This window comes from Nonomuraea sp. NPDC050680 (genome assembly GCF_040654555.1).
In the GTDB taxonomy this organism is placed as follows: Bacteria; Actinomycetota; Actinomycetes; order Streptosporangiales; family Streptosporangiaceae; genus Nonomuraea.
This window is the reverse complement of sequence record NZ_JBFAIF010000006.1, coordinates 15208-38174: the sequence shown is the minus strand read 5'-3', so window position 1 is coordinate 38174 and position 22967 is coordinate 15208. Positions and strand designations below refer to the sequence as shown.

The following is a 22967-nucleotide window of genomic DNA, read 5'->3' as shown; positions in this document are numbered from 1 at the left end:
CATGACCAACCTCAGCGAGAGACACATTGCCTACCCCTATCCCGACAAGTCGAGTGACCTCACCGATGAGCAGCTGTCCATGCCCGCGGCTGACCTCGCGGCGATCGCCCGCCACCCCCTGACCGTGTACGAGGACACCACCGAGCTCTATCACCGGCTGGCCCGCCAGATGGCCGACGAGCTGCGCGCGAACAACATGCGCGGCGAACCCACCCGCTGGATCCTCCCTGTCGGCCCCAAGGCGCAGTACCCCATCCTCGCCCGCATCTGCAATCAGGAGCGCATCAGCTGGACCGAGGTGTTCGCCTTCCACATGGACGAGTTCCTCGACTGGCAGGGCCGGCCCGTGGACCCGTCACACCCCTTCAGCTTCCGCGGCTACTGCGACCGCAACCTCTACCAGCTGCTCGACCCCGATCTGCGGCCCCACCCCGGCAACGTCATCTACCCGGACGTGTTCGACCCCGACGCGTACGGTGCGCGCCTGCGTCAGGTGGGCGGCGCCGACACCTGCTTCGCGGGCTTCGGCTACCGGGGACATCTGGCCTTCAACGAGCCGCCGACGACGCGCTGGCACCACTACGGCCTCGAGGAGTTCGCCGCCTCGACCACGCGCATCGTCCCGCTGCTCGACGACACGATCATGGCCCACTCCCACCGGGTGACCGGCGGCTACACCCAAGCCATTCCGCGCATGGCCATCACCCTGGGCATGTCGGAGATCCTGTCGGCCCGGCGGCTGCACCTCATCACCGACGGAGGCGCCTGGAAACGCTACATCGTGCGGGTTCTGCTGCTCACCACCGAACCCGAGGTGCAGCTCCCGGTCACCCTCGCGCATCGCCACCCCAACGTGCACGTGAGCGTGGACGCCGACAGCATCGCCCCCTGCGCGTTGGGACTCGGCTCATGACCGTGCTCGCCATCGGCGCCTACACCGTGGACCTCTACATGTTCGGCGACCACCTGCCGGCCACGGGCGAAAGCGTCGACGCCGTCGACTACGCCACCGCGCACGGCGGCAAGGCGGCGAACGTGGCGGTCGCGTCGGCTCGGCTGGGCGCTCCCACCCGCTTCGTCGGCTGCCTGGGAGACGACCCCGACCGGCTGACGGCGCTGGCCGCGCTGCGCGCCGACGGCGTCGAGGTCGGCGACTGCGCCACGGCCGACGGCATCGCGACCGGGCGCAGCTTCGTCTACGTCGACGCCCATGGTCAGCAGATCGTCATGACCTGGCCGGGGGCGGCGAATCTGCTCCCCCCTTCCCGGGCGGCCGCCACAGTGTCCGGGCTGCCCAGTACCTCCGTGCTCGTCCTGCAAGGCGAGATCCCCGTGGCGACCTCGTCCGCGGCGGCCGCCGCCGCGTCGCCGGACGTGCGCGTCCTGCTCAACCCCAGCCCGGCCGGACCGTTCCTCAGCGAGACCGGAGAGGACCTGCTCAGCCGGGCCGACGTGCTGGTGCTCAACGAGAGCGAGCTGTCCGCGCTGGCCCTGTCGGGGCTGGCTCTGTCCGCGCCGGCTGAGAGCGGCGACGACGCCGTGGAGTGCCTGCGCCGCAGAACCAGAGGTCGCACCGTGATCGTCACTCGCGGCGAGCACGGCGCCGAGATCATCGATGACCACGGCACTATGCTGATCGACGTACCCAGCGTGAACGCTGTGGATACGACCGGCGCGGGTGACGCCTTCACCGGGGCCCTGGCGGCCGCCCTCTGCACCGGCGCGAGCCTGACGCAAGGAGTCCGGCTCGCCTGCCGGGTGGCAGCCGTCTCGGTCACGCGCCGGTTCTGTGCTCCCAGTTACCCATCAGCCGCAGAGCTCGGTGTCGCGCCGCTCCAAGGTGCGCCCGTGCAGGAGAGAAGCACGTGACACGACGACAACCCACTCTCGCCATACAGGTACGCGATCGGCTCCACGCGCTGATCGTCGAACAGGGGCTGCGCCCCGGGGACAGGCTGCCCTCGGAGAACGAGCTCATCACCCTCTTCGACGTCGGCCGTACCAGCATCAGAGAAGCGTTCAAGCTCCTGGAGCAGGAAGGACTCATCCAGTCCCGCCACGGCGACGGCCGGTATCTCACCGCCCAGCCCAGCCTGGACCGCCCGCTGACCCGCCTCGAAGGCGTGACGGAGATGCTGGCCAGCCGCGGCTACACCGGCGTCAACACGGTGCTGGACATCGCGGCGACGGAACCGGACCGCAACCAGCGCGAACTGCTTCAGCTACCCGGCAGCGAGGCCATCGTCCGGCTGGAGCGCCTGCGCCGATACCAGGACGACGCGCTGCTCTACTCGATCGACCTGTTCCCCCGCTCGCTCATCGGCCGTCCGCTGGACGAGGTGGACTGGACCGGGTCGCTGTTCCAGCTGCTCACCGAGTACGGCCACAACATCGCCTACGCGATCACCCAGGTCCGCGCCGTCACCCTCAGCCAGACACAGGCGGAGCGCATCGGCAGCCTCGAAGCCGGCGGCGCGTGGCTGCTGCTGATCCAGACCCACCACGACAGCGCGGGACGGCCGCTGCTGTACTCCCAGGACTACCACCGGGGCACCGACTTCTCCTTCCACCTGGTGAGGCACCGTGACTGACACCTTGGGACGCCGCCGTCAGGTTCTGTTCGACCAGGACGGCGCACCGGACGACCTGCTGTCGCTTCTCCTGCTGACCCAGTACGACAACATCGACCTGCGCGGCGTCGCGGTGACCCCCGCCGACTGCCTTCCCCGGCCGGCGCTGTCGGCCACCCACAAGATCCTCGACCTGGTGGGCAGGGACGTGCCGACGGCCGTGGGCGTGCTGCCCGGACGCAACCCGTTCCCTCTCGCCTGGCGGATCGACGCCCTGCGGGCGGACGCGTTACCCGTGCTCAACCAGAAGGACCAGCGCGCCGGCCACGCGGACGCGCTTCCCGCGCACGAACAGCTCGCCACCTGGCTCATGCGGGCTCCGGCCCCCATCACCGTGCTCGCCACCGGCCCGCTGACCAACCTCGCCTGGTGTCTCGATCACCACCCGCACGTCGAGTCGCGCATCGAGGAGGTGGTCTTCATGGGCGGCGCGCTCGACGTCGCCGGCAACGTCAGACAGCCGGATCACGACGGCACCGCGGAATGGAACGTCTTCTGGGACCCCGACGCGCTCAAGCGCGTCTTCGACTCCTCCGTCCCCATCACCATGTTCCCGCTGGACGTGACCAACCGCGTGCCGGTGACCCTCGACTTCGTCCGGGCCTTCGGCCGCCATTACGGGTGGCACGTCAGCGACCTCGCCGGATCGCTGCTCGCGCTGACGTTCGGCACCCTGGAGACCACCGGCCTGCCGTACTGCTGCTGGGACAGCCTGACCACCTCCTACCTGGCCGAGCCCGACATCTGCACGTTCGAAACAGTGCGCTGCGACGTGATAACCCGAGGAGAGAGCCAGGGACGGATCGTCCAGACCCCCGGCGGGCGGCCCGTCAAATGCGCACGCGCGGTCGACGCCGACCGGTTCTACCAGCACTTCCTCAACACCCTCACCCCAGGTGAACCACTGAGTTCCTGACCTTGTCCGGGATCCGCGGTTCATGGATCAAACAGAGAGGATCATGCGATGAGCACCAGAACATTGGAGGTCACCAAGTCCTTCCCGGCCTCCCTTTCCGGCCACCGGGCAGGGTGCTCCAAGCTGTCGGTCTTCTGCCTCGCCATGAACGAGGTCTCCTATTACGGGCTGCCACTGCTGCTCATGAAGGTGCCGAATGTCGCCAGGGCCGCGGTCGGGCGGAGCGCGGCGGAAGCCAGAGCGCGGCTCGCCGGCGAGGATTTCGACGTGGCGGTGATTCCGCTCACCTCGTTGCCGGAGGTGCTGGACGGCGGTCCCCGGCGAAACCGCCCGAGGATATTGGCCCTCGTGCGGGAGCAAGGAGAGATCGTCTCACGCCTCGCCTGGAGACACGGCGTGGCCGGCTGCCTCCTGTGGGACGAGATCAATGTCGCGAGCCTGGCCCGCACCTTCGACCGGCTGCTCCGCGGCGACGTGCCCACCGCGGCGCACGGCCCGGACACGCATCTGAACGGGCGGTTGACCGAGCGGGAGCACTTCGTGCTGACTCTGCTGCTGCGGGGGATGAGCAACCACCAGATCGGCCGGGCCATGGGGATATCCATCCACGGCGTCAAACGTCATGTCTCGAACCTGCTGGTGAAGTTCAACTGCTCCAACCGGACGGAGGTGGCCCTGGTCGCCCAGCGGCTGGGGCTGGATTCCGCCCCTCGGAAGGCCATATGAGCATTACTGGAATTGATCCGCTTTATTCGCCGTCGCCAAAATATCCAGCGAAATGTTTCTTCTTGACTGCTTCGATGGAAAGGATAAACTGAAAACAGGAAACGGTCATCGAGAAGTGGAGTGACAATGGAAGTCCCGCTCCTGGAACTCAGCGGTCGCGTTCCCACGGTAAGGCTGCCGGAAATCGAGGCGGACATGACGTCCGCCACGGAGGCCATCAGGTCACAGCTGACCGGATGGGGATTCATGGCCGCCGAGGTCCCCGGTATCGGCGCCCGCGTCGAGACCATGATGAACGAATTCGCCGCGGCCTGCGCGTCGGCCGAGCCGAGCCTTTCCGATTACACGCACACCGCCGTTCCGCAATTAGGTGTCGGTGGCACCCACGGGTTCTTCCCGTACAATTCGGAGATTCCCCGGCTGGCCAACGGCGTACCGGATCCCAAGGAATTCATTCACGTCAGCGGAGCCATGATCTCCGACCAGCCGCCCGGCGCCGGAGATCTCATTCGCACCTTTCCGGCCTTCGGCACCGCCGCCACCGAGGTGTTCGACATCGCGTTCAGGCTGATCTCGCGTTTCGGCGAGGTCGTTCGCGGCATGCTGCCGGCCGGCACACCGGAGCTGGAGCTGTCGCGTGACGCGACGAACCTGCGGGTGATCAACTACCGGGACGTCGGCGACCGCCGGGTGCTGGCGCACGAGCATTCGGGGATCCAGATGCTCGGCCTCCAGCTTCCCCCCTCCGACCAGGGCCTGCAGTACATCCTGCACGACGGCACCTGGGTCGAGCCGGTGATAGCCAAGACCGACGTGGTCCTGTGCAACATCGGCCGCATGCTGACGAGCGCCTCCGACGGACGCTTCCGGCCGTCCACCCATCGCGTGCACACGCGGCCCATGCCCGCGGGCTACCGGCGCCTGTCGTCCGTGCTCTTCGCCTACCCGCCGCACAAGGCCCGGCAGTGGAAGATGGTGGACGGCGAGCTGATGACGCTGAACGCGACGTGGGGCGACTTCATCGAGAACAGATTCCAGGGCTTGGGAAAGTAGTAGCCCTCCGGGCGGCGGGCGGGGCCTTCTGGGTGGCCGCCGGAGCGGCCGCGCCCCTCAGCCCGCCTCAGCCCGCCGCCCGCTTCACGAGCTCGCCGATCCGTGCCTCGTCCTCGGCGGTCAGCGACGTCAGGGCGAAGGCGGTCGGCCACATGGTGCCGTCGTCGAGGTAGGCCTGGTCGTTGAAGCCGAGCGTCGCGTATCGCGTCTTGAACTTCTGGGCCGGCTGGAAGAAGCAGACGATCTTGCCGTCCCTGGCGTAGGCCGGCATTCCGTACCACAGCTTCGGCGACAGCTCCGGCGCGTTGGCCTTGATGATGGCGTGCAGCCGCTCGCCGGTGACGCGGTCCGGCTCCGACATCTCGGCGAGCTTCGCGAGCACCTCGCTCTCCCCGTCGGCCTTGGCCGAGCGCGAGCCGCGCCGGGCGGTCGCCTTCAGCTCCTTGGAGCGCTCCTTCATCGCGCTCCGCTCCTCGTCGGTGAACCCGTCGTACTTCTTGTCGGCCTCGGTGGTGGTCTTGGCGGTCTTGGCGGGCTGCTTGGCGGCGCTCATGGCGGGCTTCCTTCCGTCCGGGTGGCAGTTCGTCGGTGTGTTCCGACACGAGTTATCTGACCACCGACGCGTCAGGGCCCGCACCGTCCGTGGGACACCGTGGGACATCGGGAACACGGTCTAGCTGCGCGAATGAGAGTCCGTTCCATCGTCGCGGGCTGGGACGCCACCGACGATGACCTGGTACGCCTCACGCGCGAGCTTCTCGTTGTGCGGCCGCCCGAGCTTGCGTGCCAGCTCGATCGTGCGCTCGTGCAGCGCCAGCGCCTCGTCGTAGCGGCCCGCCGCGCGGCACGTCTCGGCGTACGCGGGCAGGAAGTCGATCTCCATCTGTGCCTCGGCCAGCGGTTCCAGCAGCTCGAAGGCCTGTCGATGGTGTTCGAGCGCCTCGTCGAGTGAGCCCATGACGCGCAGCGCGACACCCAGATAGTTGTGGCACCACGCCTTGTTGTGCTGAGCCTCGGCGAGCCGCAACGCCTCATGCAGCGCTTGCAGCGACTCCGCCGGGTTGTCCGGTGCCAGGGCGACACCGAGCGTGACCAGCCCGGTTATCCGGGCAGGCCCATCGGCCAGGGCGAGTGACGCACGAGCGAGTTCGGCCGCTTCGCTGTGCCGTCCGAGGTGGAGGGTCACCCATCCGTCCAAGGCCAGCGCCTGGGAGCGTCCGGGGCGATGCCCGGTCTTCTCGAACAGCGTGCGCGCCAGCCGGAACCGCGCCTGTGCCGCTTCGAAGTCGCCGAGATCCCGGCGGACGAAGCCGGTGCGCAGCGCCAGCGCGCCTGCCAGCTCGTCATCGCCCACATCGGACTGTTCGGCCAGTTCGTACGCGGCGAGCGCCTCGGTGAGTCGTCCGGCTGCAGCGCGGGCGAATCCGAGATCCACGAGCAGTGAGGCGCGCTGCCGGTCGCGCCCGAGGCGTTCCGCGGCGGCCGCGGCCGCTTCGAGCAGGCGGATCTGGTCGTCGGTTCCGCGATGCCGGAAGAACCAGACGCGCATGGCCGGCGGCAGCTCCGTCACCACCTCGTCCGCGCCGAGCCGAACGGCGGCGTCGAAGCAGGCGATCAGGTTGGCGTACTCGGTGTCGAACCAGGCCATCGCCTTCGCCGGATCGCCCGGCACGGCCTCCTTGCGATGCGGCAGGGGCAGCGTCCGATCGTAGGTGCTCGCCTGCGCCAGATAGTGGCTCAGGACCCGGTGTACGGCGGCATCCGCCTGCGGCTCCTCCTCGGCGGCGATGTCCGCCGCGTACCGCCGGATCAGGTCGTGCAGCCGGTACCGTCCGGGCGAGGGCTCCTGGATCAGATGCGCGTCCACCAGCTCTTCCAGCACCGCGTTGACTCGGTCGGGCGTCATGTCGGCGAGCGCGCCCGCCACCGGTGCGTCGAAGTCGGCGCCGGGCAGCACGCCCAGCAACCGGAACACGCGCCGCTGGACCGCGTCGAGCTGCTGCAGCGACATGCCGAACACGGAGTCGAAGCGACTGGCGCTGTCACGCAGCCGCTCGGCCAGCACCGCCACTGTCCAACCCGGCCGGTGCCGCAGCCTCGCGCCTGCCATCCGCAGCGCCAGCGGAAGGCCACCGCACTCCCGCAGCACCTGGGCGACCGCCTCCTCTTCGGTCAGGTCCACCCCGGCCGCCCGGCCGAACAGCGACGCCGCGTCCGCAGGGGGGAGCGCCTCCAGGGACACCGGCGGCACCCCGTCCAGGCTCACCAGCCGGTTGCGGCTGGTGACCAGCACCGCGGACTTGCCCGCGCCAGGAAGGAGCGGACGTACGTGCTCCGCGTCGACCGCGTTGTCGAGCAGGACCAGCGCCCGCCGCCGTGACAGCTCCGACCGCCAGAGCGCCGCGCGTTCGACCGTATCGGCCGGAGGATGCGCGACACCCAGGGCGGCCAGTAGCCGGCCGAGCGCGGCCGACGGCTCCAATGGTTCCTGGCCCGGGGTGAAGCCGCGCAGGTCGAGATAGAGCCCACCGTCGGGAAAGGACGGCGCGAGCCGGTGCGCCACGTGCACGGAGAGGCTGGTCTTCCCGACGCCCGCCATACCGTCGATCGCGACCGCGCCCGTGGTACGCAGCAGCTCCTCGACCAGCGCCGCCTCCGTCTCGCGCCCGGTGAAGTCGGCGAGGTCGGCCGGAAGGTCGTTCCGGCGCGGGCTGGGTGCCGCGCCGGCCTTGGACGCCTCGACCCACACCGCGCGCAGCGGACGGGGATCGCGGGCCACCACCCGGCACAGCGCCACGACGGCTTCCCAGGGCGGCACCAGCCGGCCGGTCATGTACCGGGACAGTGAGGAACTGCTGAGGCCCGCCTGGCGGGCGAGGGCGCGCACGCTGAGCCCGCTCAACTCCTTGATCTGGGTGAGCTGGGCGGTCAGGTGCTCAGATGCGCTCGACACCCGCACACGGTACCCGTCCCAGCCCGCGGTTACGGAACAGAGGTTCGTTTCCGCAGCTGGGCCGCATTCCGGGTGTCCCACGCTGTCCCACGGACGAGGCGGTTCCCGACGCGCCGGTGGTCAGATGACTCCCGTCGGAACACGACCGACACCCCCCGGAACGTGACCGACACCCCTCGGAACATGACCGAAATCCCTCAGAACATGACCACGAAGGAGAAAGCGATGCCGACCGAACGCATGCCGAACCCGGCGACCCTGATCCCCGAGGCGATGCAGGCGCTGATGGCCGTCAACAAGGCCATTGTGGGCGCCGGAGTGGACGGCAAGCTGCTGGCGCTGAGCCACCTGCGAGCCAGCCAGATCAACGGCTGCAGCCCCTGCGTGGCCGGTGGCGCCCAGCAGCTCCGCCACCACGGCGCCACCGACGAACAGGCTCACGCCGTCGTCGCCTGGCGTGAGACACCCTGGTTCAGTGAGGAGGAACGCGCCGTGCTAGCCCTGACCGAGGCCATCACCCGGCTCGCCGACCGGCCCGACCCGGTGCCCAACGAGGTATGGGACATGGCCGCCAAGCACTTCGACCAGAAGGAGCTCGCCGCACTCGTACTCAACATCGCCATCACCAACGCCTTCAACCGCCTCAATGCGCCGACCCGCCAGCAGGCGGGCGGCCAGTGGTGAGCGCGTCGCGCGAGCGCTGACAGAACAGGTGGGAGCCGGGGCAGCACGCCGTTGCAGCGTACGCCCGCGGAGCCCCAGTTCCCGGCTATGTGGCGCGTGAGCGCGTTGATGGCCGACTTCGAGGCCCCGTAGGCGGGGCGCTTGCGGTCGCCGACGACGACGTTGGCGCCCTCCTCAGCGAGTCTGACCGCCGTACCAGCGCCGATACCGGTCGCCCCGCTTGCCACGATGAACGTCTTCTCCCGCAAACCGCGCATTGTGTTGTGCTCCGATCCATGCGACGCATGACCTGGTCCGCCGCGAGGGGCGCATCAGGCGGGTGCGTGGCATGCTGCACCGCGCCCTCTTCACCGTGTGAGTCACCGTGTGAGTCACCGTGTGAGTCACCGTGTGAGTCGCCGTGTGAGTCGCCGTGTGAGGCCGGACAGACGCGTCAGGGCTCGTTGAGGTAAGTGAGGACAGCGAGGACGCGGCGGTTGCTGCCGTCGTCATCGGGGATGCCGAGTTTGCCGAACATGGAGGTGGTGTATTTGCTGATGGCGCCTTCACTGAGGAAGAGCCGCCGGCCGATGGCCTGATTGGACAGTCCTTCGGCCATGAGGCTGAGCACGGAGTGTTCGCGTTCGGTGAGTCCGCCGAGTCGCCGGGTCGAGGACCCGCTGGACAGCAGTTTGGCGATGACGGCCGGGTCCATGGCGGTCCCGCCGTCGGCGACGCGGATCAGCGCGTCGATGAACTGGTCGGCATCGAACACGCTGTCTTTGAGGAGATAGCCGACGCCACCGGCGCCGTCGGCCAGGAGCTCGCGGGCGTACAGCTGTTCGACGTGCTGAGAGAGGATCAGGATCGGCAGTCCGGGCAGCTCGCCGCGGGCGGCGAGGGCCGCCCGCAGGCCCTCATCCGACTGGGTCGGCGGCATGCGGACGTCGACGACGGACACATCCGGCCGCCACTTCAGCAGCGCGTCGAGCGTCTCGGGTCCGGTGGTCGCCGTCGCCACGACCTGGTGTCCGTACGCCTCGATGAGGCGGACCATCCCGTCACGCAGGAGGTAGAGGTCTTCGGCTACAACGATTCGCATGGCACCAGCATCCTCACACAGGTCGGCCCGCCCGCCGGACTGGTGATCTCCAGAGCGCCGTCGAAGACCGCGAGGCGGCGGCGTAGCCCCGCGAGTCCACCGTCGGCCGGCACGCCTGCCCCGCCCCGGCCGTCGTCTTCGACATCGACGACGACGCCGGTGTCATCCCTGGCGATGGAGATGCGCGCCCGGGTGGCATGGGCGTGTTTGACGGCGTTGGTCAGCAGTTCGGCGACTCCGAAGTACAGGGCGGACTCGATCGGCGGGTCCAGGCGTAGCCGAAGGTCAGCGCTGACAGTCGCTTCGAGCGGGCTGTCCAGGGCGAGAGCGCGAACGGCGTCGATCAGCCCGCGCTCGGTCAGCACCGGCGGGTTGATTCCCTTGACCAGTTCACGGAGCTCGGTCAGTGACGTGGCGGCGCCGACCCGTGCTTCCCGCATCAGCGCCTTGGCCTGGTCGGGGTTGGTTTCCATCAGTTTCTCCGCGGTCGCCAAGGAGAGCCCGAGCGCGACCAGGCGTGCCTGCGCTCCGTCGTGCAGGTCCCGCTCGATCCGGCGGATCTCGGCGGCCTGCGCGACCGTGGTGTCCGCGCGCTGAGCCGTCAGCTCGTCCACCCGGTCCGCCAAGGCCGTCGCGGGCGAGGCACGCAGGAAGCGGACGGCTACCGGCTCGACGGACCGCCAGGCGTACGGGGCGCCGCCGATCGCCACGGCCAGGCCGAGCGCCCCGACCAGGCGCGCGAAGAGCGTCGGCTGGGACAACCCGAGGACCGCCGCCACGACTCCGCCGGGCGGGATCACGCAGATCACTCCCGCGGTGATCGGTACGATCGCCGTGAACCGCAGGTCACGCCAGACGGCGGGATCGCGCCACAGGGTTCGCCATCGCAGATCCATGCGGGCGTCCCGGCTGGTGCGCTCGTAGGAGTGCCCGTTCCACCAGTGCCCGGTCGCCATCTGCGTCACCGGCCCGGCCTGCCGATATCCGGCGGGAATGACGGTGCCCGTCCACTTCGCGACGAGGGAGCGGACCATTCGGCACACCGGGCGGGACAGTGCGAGCGTGCCGATACACGCCCACACGAACGGCGCTATCCCCGACCACGGGTTCCCGCCCCACCACCAGAACCACAGCGCCACGGCGGCGGCCCACACGGCCGGCACCAGCATGGCGACGACCACCACGACGCACGCTCGCCCGAACCCCACACAGGCGCTCGCCGCCCACTGTCGCATGATTCTTCCTTCTCACTTCATGTCCCCGACCGTGGCACCTGCGGTGTGCCGATCCGGCCGGTACGGCTTGGTGTCTCCACTGTGCACCGCGTGGCGCCGGGTTCCCGCCAGATCGGCCGTGGAGTGGGTCTAGCCCCACTCACCTGTAGGTCCAGGCCGATACCGCGCCACTCATGCGCTCTCTAACGTCGACACCACGCCAGACGAACGAGGGAAGAAAAGACATGAGAACCACCGACCACCTCACCCATCCAGGCACCCAGCGAGCCTTCGGCAAGGCGAAGATCTTCATCGCGGCCTACGGCGCGCTCAGCGCCGCGGTCCTCACCACGGTCGCCATCCTGGCGATCACCGGACACACGGTGACCTCGTTCATGTGGGGCCGATCAGCCGCAGTGCTCGCGAGCGCGGCAGTGACCTACTGGCTGACCGTTCTCGCCGCACGGGGAGCACGAGGGGCCTATCTCCGCGTACGCGTCATCTCGATCGTCATGCCGCTCGCGATCATCGGCGTCGACCTGATTCCCGGTGTCACCACGGCTTGGTTCGCCATGCTGCAGGCCACCTGCGCCCTCGCCATCGCCGCGGCCGCCTTCATCGTCAACGGGTCCCGGCTGCGCGCCGCCTTCCCCGGATGATCGTCTTAAAATCGACAGTGAAAGCGTTTCTCGCCGCATCGGCTTGGCCTGCATGACAGTGGTGGGCGCTACGGGTGCGGCGAACGCGGTCGACGTTTCGCCGGTCGGCACGCGTCATCATCCAGCCTGGCATCGCGCCGCCCTGTACGTTTGAGACGACGGTCGGCAACTGACGCCTTCAGCCGGCGTTGTGGCGATACCAGTCGAGGGTCGCGGCGATGCCCTTGGCGTGCGGGGTGACCTCGACCGGTCCGAACGCCTTGCGGAAGGCCGAGTCGTCGGCGATGAACGGGCGGTCGCGCTGATACCAGGTTTCGCCGAGTTCGCGCACGGTGGGGTTGAACAGGCCGATGAGGCGTTGCATCCCCCGGCCCAGCCCGGCGGTCTTCAGCTTGCCTCCCACCGCGTCACGCACCAGGTGGAGGAATTGGCGGCCGGTGATCGCCTCGGCGGCGGGCAGGTGCCAGGAGCGGCCGTCGGCGTCGGCGCGCTCGCCGAGGGTGACCAGTCCGGCGGCGATGTCCGGCAGGTACGCGACGGTGTGCGGCTGGTCGAGATCGCCGACCCAGCGGGCGGTCTTGCCGGCCAGGGCGGCGGCGAAGATGGTCGGGCCGTTGACGGTGTTGACGCCGCCGGGGCCGTAGTAGTCGGAGGCGCGTCCCAGGGTCGCGCGGACCCGCCCGGATCGGTGGGCGTCGAGGATCAACTCGTCGACCTCGGCGCGGGCCCGGCCCTTGGAGTTGGTGGCGGCGTGCGGCAGGTCCTCGGTCATGTGGCCGTCGACGGGCCCGTAGACGTAAAGATTGTCGGCCATGACCAGCTTCGCCCCAGCGGCCTCCACCCCGGCCAGGATCGTACGGGTGAAGCCGGGGAACTCCTCGGCCCAGCGCTCGTACTTCGGCTGCGCGCACTGGTAGACGACCGCGGCGCCCTGGCAGGCGGCGAGGGCGCCCTCGGAGGTGGTGACGTCGGCCCGGAGGCCGTCCCGGCCGAAGGCCGCGCCCCGGCTGACGGCGCGGACCCGGTGGCCGCGGGCGGTGAGTTCGGCGACGACGGCCGAGCCGATCGCGCCGGTGGCGCCAAGGACGACATGCAGGTCAGACATAGTTTTGGTCCCCCAGAAGCGAGTTTCAAACCGTTGTTATGTAACAACGTTATGCTAATCTGGCTTCCATGGCAAGACCGAGAAACCGTGACTACGGCGAGCTTCGCCACGAACTCGTCGACGCCGGCGGCCGGCTCCTGGCCGCGGAGGGCCCGGCGGCGCTGACCACGCGTCGGGTCGCCCAGGAGACAGGGGTGTCCACCACGGCCGTCTACCAGCTCTTCGGTGACAAGGCCGGCCTCGTCCGCGAGATGTTCCTGGCCGGCTTCGAGCGCCTCGCCGGGGCATTCGCCGCCGTCCCTCGCACCAGCGACCCGGTCGCCGACCTGCTCGCACTCGGCCACGCCTACCGGGCCAACGCCGTGGCCAACCCGCACCTGTACGAGCTCATGTTCGGCCGGCCGATCCCCGCCTTCCAGCCCGACGCCGCCACCGCCGCGCTGATCCAGCCGACCTTCGACACGCTCGTCGCCGCCATCGCCCGCTGCGTACAGGAAGGCGAATTCGCGCCCGGTGAGCCCCATGTCCTCGCCGTGCGGATCAACGCCCTCGCGCATGGGCTGTGCAGCCTCAACCTGCGCGGCGCCCTCGGTGACCCGGACGAGGCACGTCGCCACTGGGACGACGCCTTCGACACCATGATGCGAGGGCTGCGCGCCACCGAATAGCAAGACCGGACGGCCCCTGTGCGGGGCCGCCCGGTCTTTTCAGGAGGGGGGAGGAGGTCAGGCGATCGCCGGTTCGCCCGAGGGGCGCGGCGCGCTCACCGGAGCCTCGTCGAGCGGCTGCGGGGGAGCGTTGAGCACCGCCTCGTCGATTCGGCCCTCGCTGCGGGCGACGAGGACCGGCACCACGATCTGTCCCGCGACGTTGGTCGCGGTGCGGATCATGTCGAGGATCGGGTCGATGGCCAGCAGCAGGCCGACGCCCTCAAGCGGCAGGCCCAGGGTGCTCAGCGTCAGCGTGAGCATGACGATCGCGCCGGTCAGACCGGCCGTCGCGGCCGAGCCGACCACGGAGACGAACGCGATCAACAGGTACTCGCCGATCCCCAGCGGGACGTTGAACACCTGCGCCACGAAGATCGCCGCCAGCGCCGGGTAGATCGAGGCGCAGCCGTCCATCTTGGTGGTCGCGCCGAACGGCACGGCGAAGGAGGCGTAGTCGCGGTCGACGCCCAGGCGCTCGATCGTGACCTTCTGCGTCAGCGGCAGCGTGCCGACCGAGGAGCGGGAGGCGAAGGCCAGCTCGATCGCGGGCCACGCGTTGCGGAAGAACGTGATCGGGTTGACCTTGCCGACCACCGCGAGCAGCGTCGGGTAGACGGCCAGCAGGACGATGAAGCAGCCGACGTAGACGCCGAGGCTGAACTTGGCCAGCGGCGCGATCAGGTCCCAGCCGTACGTGGCGACCGACTTGCCGATCAGGCCCGCGGTTCCGATGGGGGCCAGGCGGATGACCCACCACAGCGCCTTCTGGACCAGTTCGAGGATGGAGCGGCTGAAGGTGAGGAACGGCTCGGCCTTCTCGCCGATCGCGATGGCCGCCACGCCGAGGACGATCCCCAGGAAGACGATCTGGAGGACGTTGAGCTCGGTGAACGCCGTGACGATGTTCGTCGGGATGATGCCGGTGAGGAAGTCGACCCAGGTGCCGACGTTCTCGGGCGCCTTCGCGCCCGCCGTGTTCAGGGTGATGCCCTGGCCGGGGTTGATGATCAGGCCGAGGCCGATGCCGATGACGACGGCGATCAGCGCGGTGGCCAGGAACCAGAACAGCGTCTTGCCGGCCAGCCTGGCCGCGCCGTTGACGTTGCGGAGGTTGGCGACGCTGACCACCACGGCGGTGAACACCAGCGGCGGCACTGCCAGCTTGAGCAGCTGAACGAAGATCTTTCCGACTTCGGTGAGCGTGGTGGCCAGCCAGGCGAGGTCCCAGACGCGGGCGGCGAAGCCGAGGGCCACGCCCACGACCAGGCCCAGCAGCAGCTGCAGGGAGAAAGAGAATCTCTTCACGATGAGGAAGGCTCCGAAAGACGGCACGCCTAAGAGGGCATGCGAAGGGGGGCGGGTGAGGGGTCGGGGGATCCAGCGCTCGTCAGAGCGCGGTCAGCGACAGCGGGAGCCGGTCAGGCGACAGAGATCGATGTGCAGCCGCTCAACAAGCCACACAGACAGGACGATGAACCTCACAAGACCACTAAACCGTAGTGAATGGGACACTATTCCGACTCTAAGAGCGATCTGCCTCACAAATCAAGACTTTCCCGATCCGAAGTAAGGGGATACGTCCCGTGTCGTGAGGGTGACGTTGGGTCTCGGCCCGGTCCTCGCCGCGGTCCGCAGGCGCGTCTACGCCGCGCGCAGGCACGTCTACGCCGCGCGCAGCCACGTCTACGCCGCGCGCTTGACCTCAACCGAAGTTGAGGTTCCAGACTGGGTCTCGTAGTCGTCAAGTGAGAAGAGTGATCAGCTGTGCGAGTTGTACGAGTAGCGGAGTTCGGCGGCCCGGAGGTCCTTCAGATCGCGACCGTGCCGGACCAGGTCCCTGGGCCGGGCCAGGTCGTCGTCGACGTCGAGGCCGCCGGAGTCCTGTCGATCGACACGGTGATCCGCAGCGGGCAGGCCGGTGACATCTTCCCGGTGGAGCTGCCCTACGTGCCAGGCGTCGGCTCGGCGGGGCAGGTCAGCGCGGTCGGCGAGGGCGTCGATCGGGAGTGGATCGGTCGGCGGGTCCTCGCCGACGTCGAGAACGGCGGGTACGCCGAGCAGATCACCACAGCGCCGGAGAACCTCATCCCGATCCCGGATGGCTTGGGGACGCGGGAAGCGTTGGCGTTGCTCCACGACGGCGCCGTGGCGATGCAAGTCTTCGACCGGGTCGACCTGCGGCCCGGCGCGACCGTGTTGGTCCAACCCGCCGCCGGCGGCCTGGGCAGCGGGCTGGTGCAGATCGCCCACGCCGCCGGTGCCCGTGTCATCGGCGCCGCCCGTGGTTCCCGCAAGCTGAAGGCCGTCGAGGAGCTCGGCGCCGACGTGGTGGTCGACTACACCACGCCCGGCTGGCTCGACCAGGTCGGCAGGGTGGACGTGGCCTTCGACGGCGTCGGCGGGGAGCTCGGCCGGGCCGTTTTCGACCTGGTGGCGCCCGGCGGCACGTACTCCAACTACGGATTCTCCGGTGGCGGCGGGTTCACCCAGATCGACCGCGACGAGGCGGCGCGACGCGGGGTGACCGCGATCGGCATGGAGCAGCTGGTCGAGAACCAGCCGCATCGAAGGACGTGGGTGGGGCGCGTGCTGAAGGAGGCGGTAGCAGGGCGGATCCGTCCGCTCATCGGCCAGACGTTCCCGCTGGAACAAGCCGCCGAGGCGCACGCCGCCCTCCAGAACCGCGACACCCTGGGCAAGACCCTCCTGCTGACCTGACAGGTTCCCGTTCCCTCGGCGGCCCTCTGGGCCGTGTCAGCCGCCGGCGGCCGATCGCCTGGTGTTCAGCTGGTCGAAGCCCACCGCGACGAGGATGAGCACGCCGATGGCGATCTGGAGGTAGAAGGCGTTGATCGCCAGGAGGTTGCCGCCGTTGTTGAGTACGCCCATGATCAGTGCTCCGGTGGCGGCGCCTACCGCGCTGCCCTTCGCGCCGAAGAGGCTGGCGCCGCCGATGACGCAGGCGGCGATCGCGTTGAGCTCGAAGCCGGTGCCGGCGGTGGGGATGCCCGCTCCCAGACGGGAGGCGAGCAGCACCCCGCCGAGGCCGGCGAGCAGGCCCGAGATCATGTAGACGGAGATCGTCACCATGCGGACGGGGACGCCCGCGAGGCGGGCCGACTCCGGGTTGGAGCCGACGGCGTAGATGTAGCGGCCGAAGACCGTCCGGGCGAGTACGAACCACATCACGGCGGTGACCACGGCGGCGATGATGAGGAGGTTGGGGATCCCCAGGATCGTGCCGTTGGCAATGGTCTGGAACGCGTCCGGTACGCCCTGAATGGTCTGGGCGTCCGTGGTGACCAGGACCAGGCCGCGCGCGATGCCGAGCATGCCCAGCGTCGCGATGAACGGCGGTAGCAGGGCCTTGGTCACCAGCAGGCCGTTGACGATCCCGAGCACCGTGCCGATTCCCACGCCGAGCAGGATCGACGGCAGGATCGGCACGCCGGCGACCAGGAACTGCGCGGTGGAGGCGCCGGAAAGGCCGAGAATGGAGCCGACCGACAGGTCGATCCCGGCGGTCAGGATGACCAGGAGCTGGCCGATCGCGATGATGCCGAAGATGGCGACCTGACGGGCGAGGTTGGCCAGGTTGTTGCCGGTGAGGAACTCGTCGCTGGCCAGCGTCAGGGCGCCGATCGCCACGAGCAGGACCACGAGCCCGCCGCTCTCCCGTCCGGCGATGTCGCCCAGCGTGACGACCCGCCGCTTCGGCTCGGCCGTCGGTTCGGGCGCCTGCCTGGGCTGCGGCACCGTCTCCAGCGCCGCCGCGTCGTCCGGTGCGCCGCCGGGCGGCCTGTTGGTGATCGTCGTGGTCTCGATCGGCTCACGCCAGACCAGCTTAGGCATCTCGGCTCACCCCTCCTGAATCGTCTTCGCCGCTCTGGAGCTCGCTGTTCTGGAGCTCGCCGTCCGGGAGTTCGGCGTCCGGGAGCTCGGTGCCTCCGGTGCCGCTGGCCAGGCGGAGTACGTCCTCCTCCGTCGCGGTTCCGGGCAGCTCGCCCGCGACCGCGCCGTCCCGCAGCACGAGGATGCGATCAGCGAGCCCCAGCAACTCCGGGAGGTACGACGAGACCACGATGATCCCCAGCCCGTCGGCCGCCAGGTCACCGATGACGGTGTAGAGCTCGCCCTTGGCCCCGACGTCGATGCCTTTCGTGGGCTCGTCGAACATCAGGACCTTCGGCTTGGTGAGCAGCCACCGGGCGAGCAGCACCTTCTGCTGGTTGCCGCCGGACAGCGTCGAGACCGGCTGGTCGTACGAACCGGCGCGCAGCCGCAGGCTGTCGAGCAGCCGGTCCGCCTCCTCGGCCTGTTCGCGGCCGGGCAGGAGACCCCGGCGAGAGCCACTGCGCAGGCTCGCGATGGTGACGTTCTCCCGGATCGACAGCTCCGGCAACAGCCCCAGCACCTTGCGGTCCTCGGTGAGGAGCCCTACCCCGGCGTTCATCATCGTGCGCGGCCCGGACGGTTTCACCGGCTTGCCCCCGACCTCCACCTGACCGGCCACGATGGGAGCGGCACCGAAGATGGACAGCAGCAACCCGCTCCGTCCCGCCCCCAGCAGCCCGCCGATGCCGAGGATCTCGCCGGCCCCGACGTGGAGGTCGATGCTCGGCGAGCTGTCGAACCGCCGCAGGCCCTGGACCCGCAGCGCGGGCGTGCCCGCGTGCCGGTGGGTCTCCGGATAGAGCGAGCTGATCTCCCGGCCGACCATCGCGGTGATCAGCCGGTCCTCGTCGTACCCGCTGATCGGCCCGGCCTCGGACAGGCCCCCGTCCCGCAGGACGGTCACCCAGTCGCCGATCTCGAACATCTCCTCAAGCCGGTGGGTCACGTACAGCATCGCTATGCCGCGCTCGCGCAGCCGCAGGATGTGCTGGAGGAGGCGCTCCGACTCCGCCTCGGTGAGCGCCGTGGTCGGCTCGTCGAAGACGATCACCTTGACGGAGTCCGCGGTCAGCACCTTGGCGATCTCCACGAGCTGGCGGGTGGCCGCAGGAAGGCGTTCCACGATCGAGTGCGGGCTGAGCTCCGTCAGGCCGACCTCGTCGAGGGCCTTCCTGGCGCGGGTCTCCAGCTGGTTCCTGGCGATGATCCCGGTCCGTGCCGGGAGACGGCCCATGAACAGGTTCTCCGCGACCGACAGGTGGGGGAGCAGGCTGAGCTCCTGGTAGACGGCCTGGACGCCGGCCGCGCGTACCGATGCCGGGGTCGGCGCGGTGACCGGGTGGCCGTCGATCTCGTAGCTGCCGCTGTCGCGGCGCAGCGCACCCGTCAGTACCCGGATCAGGGTCGACTTCCCCGCCCCGTTCTCCCCGGCGAGGCAGTTCACCTGGCCGGGGACCAGGCGGAGCGAGACGTCGCTGAGGGCCTGGACGGGGCCGAAGGCCTTGGAGACGCCGTGCAGCTCGACGACCGGCGCGGTCATCATTCCGCCTTCATCGTCGGCGGGTTGAGCAGCTGCTTCACATCCGGCGCCGTCATGTTGCCCTTGTCGGCCACGACCGCCCCGGGGTCGATGTCACGCGGCGGGATGCGCTTGACCGTGGCCATCCCGGCCGCCAGGACACCCTGGTAGCCGAAGAAGTACGGGTTCTGCACCACCAGCGCGTCGATCGTGCCGGCGACGAGCGCGGCGTTCTCCTGCGGGTCGGAGTCGAACGCCACGACGGGGACGGTCGCGGCGGCGTGGTTGTCCTGGATCGCCCGAGCCGCGCCGACACCCGAGGTGTTGTTGTCGGCGAAGACCCCCGCCAGGTTCGGGTTGGCGGTCAGCGCGTCGTTGACCTGCGACGCCGCGGTGTTGATGTCGTTGTTGTTGAAGCGCTGCAGCCCCACCTTGACCTGCGGGCAGTTGTTCGTGATGCCCTGCTTGAAGCCGGCGTCCCGAGCGACGAGTGACTGGATGCCGGCCACCGAGGACTCGATCATGACCGTGCCGCTGGTCTTGTTCTGCGCCTTGAGCAGCTCGCACATGCGCTTGCCCGCCTGCGTTCCGGCCTTGACGTTGTCGGTGCCGATGAACCCCTCCGAGGCGGTGGTCACGCGGCTGTCCACGGTGATGACCTTGAGACCGGCCTTACGTGCCCGGTCGATCGCCGAGTTCAGGGCGCTGGAGGAGTTGGGCGCGATGACCAGCCCGTCAACGCCCCGGGAGATGGAGTTCTCGACCAGTTGTACCTGCTGGTCGATGTTCGTCTCGGAGGTCGGGCCGAAGGTGCTCACGTTGAGCCCGAAATCCCCGCCCGACTGCTTCGCTCCGGCGATCATCGTCTGCCAGAACGAGGAGTCGCTCGCCTTGATGATCACATCGATCTTCTTGCCGCTCGCCAGCCCACCCGCGCCGCCGCCCGCCGCGTGTCCGGCGGTACTTGTCGCCCGGCCGCCCACCACTCCGAGTACCAGTGCCACCAGCGCGATCGCTGCGACCAGTGAGAGCGAGAAGACAATGCGAGAACTAGCCATGACGGCCCCCTGAAAAGGTGTCTCAGGCGGGTCGTAGCGCCCCTGAGAACACCCTTCCAGCAAAGCCTGGGAATCCACTGGTTCGAAACTAGTAAAGAGAAAAGAACTCATTACTCGCATCCGCCGACCACCGCGCCACGGAGTGAATACGGCGGCTACAGCAGGATGCGTCTGTGCCCCGCGTACTGGCGAGGACGCTGGACTCTGGCCAGTTCGCGCAGGGCGCGCGACGCGCCGCTCCGCCTGGCCAGGGCGAGTGCCTGACGGGCCGTCTCGGCCGAGCGCTCCCTGTCATGGGCGTCGGCGTACGCGTGGGCCATGCGGGCCAGGGCGTAGGCGATGGCGTACGTCGGCTGCTCCTTCGGCGGTCCCAGCTCCAGGATCTCGATCGCGCCGCCGGCCTGACCGAGGTCGATGAGGCACCCGGCGCACAGCGCGTTGTGCGCCTCGGCCGAGCAGTCGAACCGGTAGGGCGGGTCGTCGCCCGGTTCCTCCAGCGACTGCGCCGACTCCTCCAGGCGGCGATGGCACATGTCCACGTCGCCGGCGAGGGCGTGACCTTGCGCTTCGTGATGCCGGCACAAAGCGTCCATCCGCGGCGGAAGTTCGGCCCGTTCGCGGGCCGCGATGGCGAGGTCCACGAGCCGGCCGGGAGCGCCGGGGGTGTCGGAAAGACCGCCCCGCTGGGCGAGCGTGTACGCCTCCAGCAGCGCGTCCGCCGTTTCCCGGGCGTCGCGGATGGCCTCGTCCGACCAGGTCAGCGCCCCGTCGGGGTCGCCGGCCTCGTGGTGCATGCGACTGATCAGCTCCGCGTTCTCCGCGGCGAGCGCCAGGAAGGCCCGCCTGACCGGCGTACTGGCGTCGCGGTGGAACTCCTCGATCCCGGCGAAGACCGGCCGCAGCGCGTTGATCAGGTCGCCGGGCCGGAGGTCGGTCCGGGAGTAGGCGTCGAGGAGGGTCCTGAAGTAACGGACCGTCCCCTCATCGGCGCGCTGGGGCGCCTCGATCGCCCGGCCGGTCCGCTCCTCCTCCTCGGTGCTGAACATCCCCGACTGCAGCGGGATGTTCGTGACGTAGTGCCACCGGGTGGTGCCGGCCGCGTCGCCGACGAACAGGTCCGCCTCGTCCACGCCGAACGCCCGGCAGAGCAACTCCGCGTGCGACTCGTCGAGCCGCCGCTCGCCGGTCTCCCACAGCTGGATCATTGAGCTGAGCGCCTCCGGCGCGGGAAGCTGATCACGCGTCGCCTCGTCCGCGCCGTCGGCCAGCCGCCTCCCGAGCTCGCGGCGGCTCCACAACCGTCCGCGACGCAGGACCCTCAGGCGGGCGGCCCAGATCGGAACATCGATGTCAGCCATTGGCGTTCCCTCACCGTCCGAGTGATTTGTCTCTATTGTCCGCTTTCTTGAGCTGTGTCGTTAGTCCTGAAACGGTAGATCAGCCGGTTGACCTGGGCGGATGGCCGCTCACCCGCGCCTGCTCCGGGGTTGCGGCGGCGCGGGTTCGTGGTCGCCGAGCAGCAGGCCTGCCACCTCGGCCCGGCCACGCTCGCCGCCGCCCACGGCTTCCTCGTCACCGACGGTCAGATCCGGTTGCTGAGGGTGCGCAACAGAGCGCCGAACCCGCGAGTGGCGAGGCGCGGCGGGGTGAGGCCGTTCATGCGCAGGAGATATTCGCCTTGCGGCAACGTCCTCGGGCCGGACACCGCGAGGCTGTGCGTGGCGATCGTGGAGGCCAGGGCCGCCTGCCGGCGCCGCCTGGCCGAGTACACGCCTACGACCGAGGCCGGATCGGGCACGGCGTCCAGGCAGTCCACCAGCGTCGCCACGTCCTCTAACGCCTGGTTCGTACCCTGCGCCATGACGGGCGGCATCCCGTGCGCCGCGTCCCCGAGCAGCACACACCGCCCGTCACCCCAACGGCGCGGCACCTTGTGCCGGGTGTGCGGGAACACTTCGGCGTCGCCGTCCCCCAGCGACGCCAGCACCCGCTCGACCGGCGAGCCCCACCCCGCGAACCGCCGCCGCAACATCTCCAGCGGCTTGTCCTCCGGCGGCGCGCCCGGCGACCATGGCACGTCGAAGAACCACTGCATGAGCCCGTCACCCGCCCCCATGAACCCGAAGTCACCCCGCCGCCCGACCATCATCGTCGTGGCCGACCCGGGATCGAACGGAGCCGGCGTCAGGCCCTGCCAGGTCGCCACCCCGGTCAGGGCCGCCGGGCCGTCGCCCAGGACGAGGGTACGCACCCGCGAGTGCACACCGTCGGCTCCGACCAGGACGTCGCCGCCGTACTCCTGACCCGACTGTGTCCTCACCCTTATGCCGTCGCCGTCGGCCCGCAGCTCCGCTACCCCCGCGCCGAACCGTACGGTCCCCTGGGGCAGGCCGCTCTCCAGAAGGGTGATCAGCGACCCGCGCGGGATCACCCGCGCCGCCGACCCGAATCGTTCGGCCAGCGCCGCCAGGTCGAACTCCAGCACCCGGCGCCCGCGTGCGGTCCGCAGGCATAACCTCGTCAGCCGCTGCCCGGTCCCTTCCAGATCGACGCCCAGGTCTCCGAGGATGGCCGTGCCGTTGTGCCACAGAGTGATGGCGCCGCCCTGGACGCGCGGCTCCGACGCCTGCTCCAGCACGACCACCTCGTGCCCCGCGCCGATCAATCCCCGCGCCGCCGCGAGCCCGCTGATTCCCGCCCCTGCCACAAGCACTCGCACCGGCGGCCACCATTCCAACTCTACGAGAAGTAGTACTACTCCTTAT

The 22967-nt window shown here is 69.5% G+C and carries 23 protein-coding genes; 11 read left to right on the top strand and 12 right to left on the bottom strand.

The genetic code is table 11. From position 1 onward, the window contains the following. The first annotated feature begins 1 nt into the window (after nt 1). The 6 genes from AB0H88_RS22640 to AB0H88_RS22615 all read left to right on the top strand — a co-directional run bounded on the left by AB0H88_RS22640 (nt 2) and on the right by AB0H88_RS22615 (nt 5325). A complete protein-coding gene (locus tag AB0H88_RS22640; RefSeq protein ID WP_357647400.1) occupies nt 2–913 on the top strand; it encodes a hypothetical protein in 912 nt (303 codons plus the stop codon). Beyond that, nucleotides 910–1869: a ribokinase gene (locus AB0H88_RS22635; RefSeq protein ID WP_357647398.1), complete on the top strand. Its 960-nt coding sequence runs from the start codon at nt 910–912 to the stop codon at nt 1867–1869. The genes AB0H88_RS22640 and AB0H88_RS22635 overlap by 4 nt, the downstream gene beginning before the upstream one ends. Next, nucleotides 1866–2591 (top strand): GntR family transcriptional regulator, encoded by a 726-nt coding sequence (locus AB0H88_RS22630; RefSeq protein WP_357647396.1) that lies wholly within the window; start codon nt 1866–1868, stop codon nt 2589–2591. The genes AB0H88_RS22635 and AB0H88_RS22630 overlap by 4 nt, the downstream gene beginning before the upstream one ends. Further along, nucleotides 2584–3546: a nucleoside hydrolase gene (locus AB0H88_RS22625; protein WP_357647394.1), complete on the top strand. Its 963-nt coding sequence runs from the start codon at nt 2584–2586 to the stop codon at nt 3544–3546. The genes AB0H88_RS22630 and AB0H88_RS22625 overlap by 8 nt, the downstream gene beginning before the upstream one ends. Nucleotides 3547–3594: 48 nt before the next feature. Then, nucleotides 3595–4272: a LuxR C-terminal-related transcriptional regulator gene (locus tag AB0H88_RS22620; protein WP_357647392.1), complete on the top strand. Its 678-nt coding sequence runs from the start codon at nt 3595–3597 to the stop codon at nt 4270–4272. Between the two features lie 126 nt (nt 4273–4398). After that, nucleotides 4399–5325, top strand: a complete 927-nt coding sequence (locus AB0H88_RS22615; protein WP_357647390.1) for a hypothetical protein — start codon at nt 4399–4401, stop codon at nt 5323–5325. Nucleotides 5326–5392: 67 nt separating this feature from the next. Here AB0H88_RS22615 and AB0H88_RS22610 read toward each other — a convergent pair whose 3' ends face one another. Together AB0H88_RS22610 and AB0H88_RS22605 are read right to left on the bottom strand one after the other, a co-directional pair. Further along, nucleotides 5393–5878, bottom strand: a complete 486-nt coding sequence (locus AB0H88_RS22610) for a DUF1801 domain-containing protein (protein WP_357647388.1) — start codon at nt 5876–5878, stop codon at nt 5393–5395. Between the two features lie 120 nt (nt 5879–5998). Then, the gene (locus AB0H88_RS22605) at nt 5999–8278 is read right to left on the bottom strand and encodes a helix-turn-helix domain-containing protein (protein WP_357647386.1); all 2280 of its coding nucleotides are present in this window, start codon (nt 8276–8278) and stop codon (nt 5999–6001) included. Nucleotides 8279–8503: 225 nt separating this feature from the next. On the opposite strand from AB0H88_RS22605, the gene AB0H88_RS22600 reads away from it, so the two are divergent. Then, nucleotides 8504–8962 carry a carboxymuconolactone decarboxylase family protein gene (locus AB0H88_RS22600; RefSeq protein WP_357647384.1) on the top strand — a complete coding sequence of 153 codons (459 nt, stop codon included), beginning with the start codon at nt 8504–8506 and terminating at the stop codon, nt 8960–8962. Nucleotides 8963–9395: 433 nt separating this feature from the next. Here the strand turns inward: AB0H88_RS22600 and AB0H88_RS22595 are convergent, their stop codons facing one another. Then, complete coding sequence (locus tag AB0H88_RS22595; protein WP_357647382.1) at nt 9396–10043, bottom strand: response regulator transcription factor; 648 nt, start codon at nt 10041–10043, stop codon at nt 9396–9398. Next, a complete protein-coding gene (locus tag AB0H88_RS22590; protein WP_357647380.1) occupies nt 10028–11278 on the bottom strand; it encodes a sensor histidine kinase in 1251 nt (416 codons plus the stop codon). Before AB0H88_RS22590 ends, AB0H88_RS22595 begins: the two co-directional genes overlap by 16 nt. Before the next feature lie 224 nt (nt 11279–11502). Here AB0H88_RS22590 and AB0H88_RS22585 point away from each other — a divergent pair, with 224 nt between their 5' ends. Then, nucleotides 11503–11916, top strand: coding sequence for a hypothetical protein (locus tag AB0H88_RS22585; protein WP_357647379.1), 414 nt, complete (start codon nt 11503–11505; stop codon nt 11914–11916). Between the two features lie 178 nt (nt 11917–12094). Here the strand turns inward: AB0H88_RS22585 and AB0H88_RS22580 are convergent, their stop codons facing one another. After that, nucleotides 12095–13021 carry an NAD-dependent epimerase/dehydratase family protein gene (locus AB0H88_RS22580; RefSeq protein WP_357647377.1) on the bottom strand — a complete coding sequence of 309 codons (927 nt, stop codon included), beginning with the start codon at nt 13019–13021 and terminating at the stop codon, nt 12095–12097. Between the two features lie 68 nt (nt 13022–13089). On the opposite strand from AB0H88_RS22580, the gene AB0H88_RS22575 reads away from it, so the two are divergent. Beyond that, complete coding sequence (locus AB0H88_RS22575) at nt 13090–13689, top strand: TetR/AcrR family transcriptional regulator (protein ID WP_357647375.1); 600 nt, start codon at nt 13090–13092, stop codon at nt 13687–13689. A gap of 57 nt (nt 13690–13746) precedes the next feature. Here the strand turns inward: AB0H88_RS22575 and AB0H88_RS22570 are convergent, their stop codons facing one another. Together AB0H88_RS22570 and AB0H88_RS22565 are read right to left on the bottom strand one after the other, a co-directional pair. After that, entirely contained in the window at nt 13747–15036 is a 1290-nt protein-coding gene (locus AB0H88_RS22570) for a dicarboxylate/amino acid:cation symporter (RefSeq protein ID WP_357647373.1), read from the bottom strand. Between the two features lie 93 nt (nt 15037–15129). After that, nucleotides 15130–15192: a putative leader peptide gene (locus AB0H88_RS22565; protein WP_357648027.1), complete on the bottom strand. Its 63-nt coding sequence runs from the start codon at nt 15190–15192 to the stop codon at nt 15130–15132. 127 nt (nt 15193–15319) lie between these two features. On the opposite strand from AB0H88_RS22565, the gene AB0H88_RS22560 reads away from it, so the two are divergent. Both AB0H88_RS22560 and AB0H88_RS22555 read left to right on the top strand, forming a co-directional pair. Then, nucleotides 15320–15469, top strand: coding sequence for a hypothetical protein (locus AB0H88_RS22560; protein ID WP_357647371.1), 150 nt, complete (start codon nt 15320–15322; stop codon nt 15467–15469). A gap of 26 nt (nt 15470–15495) precedes the next feature. Then, nucleotides 15496–16449, top strand: coding sequence for a zinc-binding dehydrogenase (locus AB0H88_RS22555; RefSeq protein WP_357647369.1), 954 nt, complete (start codon nt 15496–15498; stop codon nt 16447–16449). Between the two features lie 36 nt (nt 16450–16485). On the opposite strand, the gene AB0H88_RS22550 is transcribed toward AB0H88_RS22555, so the two are convergent. The 5 genes from AB0H88_RS22550 to AB0H88_RS22530 all read right to left on the bottom strand — a co-directional run bounded on the left by AB0H88_RS22550 (nt 16486) and on the right by AB0H88_RS22530 (nt 22921). Further along, entirely contained in the window at nt 16486–17583 is a 1098-nt protein-coding gene (locus AB0H88_RS22550; RefSeq protein WP_357647367.1) for an ABC transporter permease, read from the bottom strand. Then, a complete protein-coding gene (locus AB0H88_RS22545; protein ID WP_357647365.1) occupies nt 17576–19168 on the bottom strand; it encodes a sugar ABC transporter ATP-binding protein in 1593 nt (530 codons plus the stop codon). Before AB0H88_RS22545 ends, AB0H88_RS22550 begins: the two co-directional genes overlap by 8 nt. Next, nucleotides 19165–20202, bottom strand: a complete 1038-nt coding sequence (locus AB0H88_RS22540) for an ABC transporter substrate-binding protein (RefSeq protein ID WP_357647364.1) — start codon at nt 20200–20202, stop codon at nt 19165–19167. Before AB0H88_RS22540 ends, AB0H88_RS22545 begins: the two co-directional genes overlap by 4 nt. Before the next feature lie 155 nt (nt 20203–20357). Beyond that, the gene (locus AB0H88_RS22535) at nt 20358–21560 is read right to left on the bottom strand and encodes a hypothetical protein (protein ID WP_357647362.1); all 1203 of its coding nucleotides are present in this window, start codon (nt 21558–21560) and stop codon (nt 20358–20360) included. Between the two features lie 224 nt (nt 21561–21784). Continuing rightward, on the bottom strand, nt 21785–22921 hold the full coding sequence (locus AB0H88_RS22530) for an NAD(P)/FAD-dependent oxidoreductase (protein WP_357647360.1): 1137 nt from the start codon (nt 22919–22921) through the stop codon (nt 21785–21787). Nucleotides 22922–22967 lie beyond the last annotated feature (46 nt).

Bases quoted from the DNA above. Each gene is read 5' to 3' on its own strand.
- AB0H88_RS22575 (WP_357647375.1), top strand. From the start codon at position 13,090: ATGGCAAGACCGAGAAACCGTGACTACGGCGAGCTTCGCCACGAACTC.
- AB0H88_RS22540 (WP_357647364.1), bottom strand. From the start codon at position 20,202: ATGGCTAGTTCTCGCATTGTCTTCTCGCTCTCACTGGTCGCAGCGATC.
- AB0H88_RS22620 (WP_357647392.1), top strand. From the start codon at position 3,595: ATGAGCACCAGAACATTGGAGGTCACCAAGTCCTTCCCGGCCTCCCTT.
- AB0H88_RS22595 (WP_357647382.1), bottom strand. From the start codon at position 10,043: ATGCGAATCGTTGTAGCCGAAGACCTCTACCTCCTGCGTGACGGGATG.
- AB0H88_RS22640 (WP_357647400.1), top strand. From the start codon at position 2: ATGACCAACCTCAGCGAGAGACACATTGCCTACCCCTATCCCGACAAG.
- AB0H88_RS22535 (WP_357647362.1), bottom strand. From the start codon at position 21,560: ATGGCTGACATCGATGTTCCGATCTGGGCCGCCCGCCTGAGGGTCCTG.
- AB0H88_RS22585 (WP_357647379.1), top strand. From the start codon at position 11,503: ATGAGAACCACCGACCACCTCACCCATCCAGGCACCCAGCGAGCCTTC.
- AB0H88_RS22635 (WP_357647398.1), top strand. From the start codon at position 910: ATGACCGTGCTCGCCATCGGCGCCTACACCGTGGACCTCTACATGTTC.
- AB0H88_RS22580 (WP_357647377.1), bottom strand. From the start codon at position 13,021: ATGTCTGACCTGCATGTCGTCCTTGGCGCCACCGGCGCGATCGGCTCG.
- AB0H88_RS22545 (WP_357647365.1), bottom strand. From the start codon at position 19,168: ATGATGACCGCGCCGGTCGTCGAGCTGCACGGCGTCTCCAAGGCCTTC.
- AB0H88_RS22615 (WP_357647390.1), top strand. From the start codon at position 4,399: ATGGAAGTCCCGCTCCTGGAACTCAGCGGTCGCGTTCCCACGGTAAGG.
- AB0H88_RS22600 (WP_357647384.1), top strand. From the start codon at position 8,504: ATGCCGACCGAACGCATGCCGAACCCGGCGACCCTGATCCCCGAGGCG.
- AB0H88_RS22590 (WP_357647380.1), bottom strand. From the start codon at position 11,278: ATGCGACAGTGGGCGGCGAGCGCCTGTGTGGGGTTCGGGCGAGCGTGC.
- AB0H88_RS22610 (WP_357647388.1), bottom strand. From the start codon at position 5,878: ATGAGCGCCGCCAAGCAGCCCGCCAAGACCGCCAAGACCACCACCGAG.
- AB0H88_RS22550 (WP_357647367.1), bottom strand. From the start codon at position 17,583: ATGCCTAAGCTGGTCTGGCGTGAGCCGATCGAGACCACGACGATCACC.